Annotated in this window: 2 protein-coding genes, 4 tRNA genes and 1 pseudogene; 6 read left to right on the forward strand and 1 reads right to left on the reverse strand. The window is 63.6% G+C overall.

The window, feature by feature from the left end; genetic code table 11:
• The first annotated feature begins 111 nt into the window (after nt 1-111).
• From AC1D15_RS28980 to AC1D15_RS29005, 6 genes are all read left to right on the forward strand, one after another.
• Nucleotides 112-187, forward strand: a tRNA-Asp gene (locus AC1D15_RS28980).
• A 12-nt stretch (nt 188-199) separates the two neighbouring features.
• A tRNA-Arg gene (locus AC1D15_RS28985) sits at nt 200-277 on the forward strand.
• A 10-nt stretch (nt 278-287) separates the two neighbouring features.
• A tRNA-Cys gene (locus AC1D15_RS28990) sits at nt 288-373 on the forward strand.
• Between the two features lie 15 nt (nt 374-388).
• Nucleotides 389-473 (forward strand) — tRNA-Leu (locus tag AC1D15_RS28995).
• A 40-nt stretch (nt 474-513) separates the two neighbouring features.
• On the forward strand, nt 514-1,086 hold the full coding sequence (locus AC1D15_RS29000) for an HNH endonuclease (protein WP_477828742.1): 573 nt from the start codon (nt 514-516) through the stop codon (nt 1,084-1,086).
• Nucleotides 1,087-1,173: 87 nt separating this feature from the next.
• Nucleotides 1,174-1,767, forward strand: a complete 594-nt coding sequence (locus AC1D15_RS29005; RefSeq protein WP_477828743.1) for a hypothetical protein — start codon at nt 1,174-1,176, stop codon at nt 1,765-1,767.
• A 63-nt stretch (nt 1,768-1,830) separates the two neighbouring features.
• On the opposite strand, the pseudogene AC1D15_RS29010 reads toward AC1D15_RS29005, so the two are convergent.
• Nucleotides 1,831-2,047 (reverse strand): annotated as a pseudogene (locus AC1D15_RS29010) (DUF4276 family protein); the annotation flags it as partial.

Here is a 2,047-nt window from a genome sequence, read left to right on the forward strand (position 1 = left end):
TCTCTTTTCGATAACAGACAGGTCGCCTCGAATCCCGCCCGCGATACCAGATCAAACAAATCGGCCGCAACGATTGGGCGGCGCCGGAACCCGTGACCGGATGGATTGAATGCTCCGTTGACTCAGTGGCCAGAGTGCCGGCCTGTCTAGCCGGAAGCCGCGGGTTCGACTCCCGCACGGGGCGCCACAAGACAGGAGAGCCTCGTTAGCTCAGTTGGATCAGAGCGCCGGCCTACGAAGCCGGAGGTCGCACGTTCGAGTCGTGCACGAGGCACCAGCAACCCCATCTCGACGTAGCCAAGTGGTCGAAGGCATCTGGCTGCAAACCAGACGGCGCAAGCCCGCATCCGTTCGAATCGGATCGTCGAGTCCATCAGTTCAGATCAACCCCCTCGTGGCGGAATTGGCAGACGCACCGGTCTCAGAAGCCGGCGCCGCAGGGCATGTCCGTTCGACTCGGACCGAGGGGACCACACATCGTTTTCATCAGCCGGGCCGCGAAAGGAGGCCACCATGCACCCTCGTCACAACCACGTGCTGCAACTCGACATCCAGGGCACGCCCCAGGCGTGGATCACGCTGGAGCATGCTGCTTCGCACGTGGCTGCGGATGCGGTGGCCTGGGTCGACGGCGATGGCCCGCTGGCCACGCTGCGCGGTGGTTTCAACGTCGCACGCGGCCGTCAGTCGGTGATCGACGTGCACCCGATCATCGCGTTGCGCGGTGCGTCGAGCGTCAACCTCTTCGACGTGGTACCGGCCTTCAGCAAGGGCAAGCTGTTCCGCCGCGACCGCATGACCTGTGCGTACTGCAGCCAGTGCTTTCCGGAGCGCGACCTGCAGTGCGAACACATCGTGCCGGAGTCCCGCGGCGGCGGCTGGACATGGATGAACCTCGTCACCGCCTGCGCCGCGTGCAACGGCCGCAAGGCCGCCCGCACGCCCGAGGAGGCCCGCATGCCGCTGGTGTACCTGCCGTACGTGCCGAGTCGCTTCGAAGGCTTCCTGCTTGAAGGCCGGCACATCCGGGCCGACGTGCACGAGTGGCTGGCGGCGCGACTGCCGAAGGGATCGCGGCTGGGTTGAGCATCTTTCGGAACCATTGCGACCTCGGGCGTTACCAAGGCGATCATGGGCATTGAACTGGTTCTCGCCTGCTGAGCCCGCGCTGTCATGCGGGCCATCAGCGACTTTCTGAGGGGCCAGGCCGCTGCACTGCGACGAATCGCCGGCGCGACGCGTGGTGACATGAGTGTCGAAGACGTCAAGCAGGAAGCTTGGCTTGTCGCGGCCGACATCGGACAGCGACGAGGCTATCCGGTCGATTTCGGCGATCCTGCGGATCAGCAGTCCGTGCTGAAGTGGCTCTACTGCAAGCTCGTGAAGTTTGCCGAGAAGCAGATGCGACACGCAGTTCGCCTCGACAAGGACTGGGACCAGGAAGATTCCGAATTTGCCGCAAGCGCCTTGGCACGCTTGCTCACCTCACCGCTGGATTCCGACCCGTTGGTGCGGCTGCAGCAGGCAGAGGACGACGTCGACTACGCGAAGATGGTCCGGCACAGCTACTCCGAGGCGTCGGCCTATGTGCTGTTGCTGATCAGGTTCGACTGGGATGCCGACGCGCTTTCCGCGGACCTGCGAATTGCGGTGCAGACCTTGCGCAAGCGCCTGCGGCTGTGTGGCATCAAGGCCAAGGTCCAGCCTTCGCTTTTCGATGGCCAGGCCGTCATTGATCCCGGCTTCGAGCCGCGTCGGGCGCACTGACCCGGTGACCGGCGTCTTGTCGAGGCCATCGTTCACCAGCGGTGCTGGCAATTCTCCTGAGCCTCAGGCTCGGGCGGCAACATGGGTTTGCCACTCTTTGCACAACTTGCGGAATGAACGGCTGTTGTCGAACGCTTGCTGCAGGTCAATTCGGGCAGCGAACGCGGGTTGATCGAGAATTTCGCTGTAGGTGCCGCTTTGCATGTGCGCTCTCATCCAGCCCTTGGCGTTGCGCGGAGTTTCTGCCTGCATTTTTTCCTCAGGCGCCAGAGAGAATCCA

The organism is Rhizobacter sp. P2_H2, from assembly GCF_056403375.1.

Bases quoted from the DNA above. Each gene is read 5' to 3' on its own strand.
- AC1D15_RS29000 (WP_477828742.1), top strand. From the start codon at position 514: ATGCACCCTCGTCACAACCACGTGCTGCAACTCGACATCCAGGGCACG.
- AC1D15_RS29005 (WP_477828743.1), top strand. From the start codon at position 1,174: ATGCGGGCCATCAGCGACTTTCTGAGGGGCCAGGCCGCTGCACTGCGA.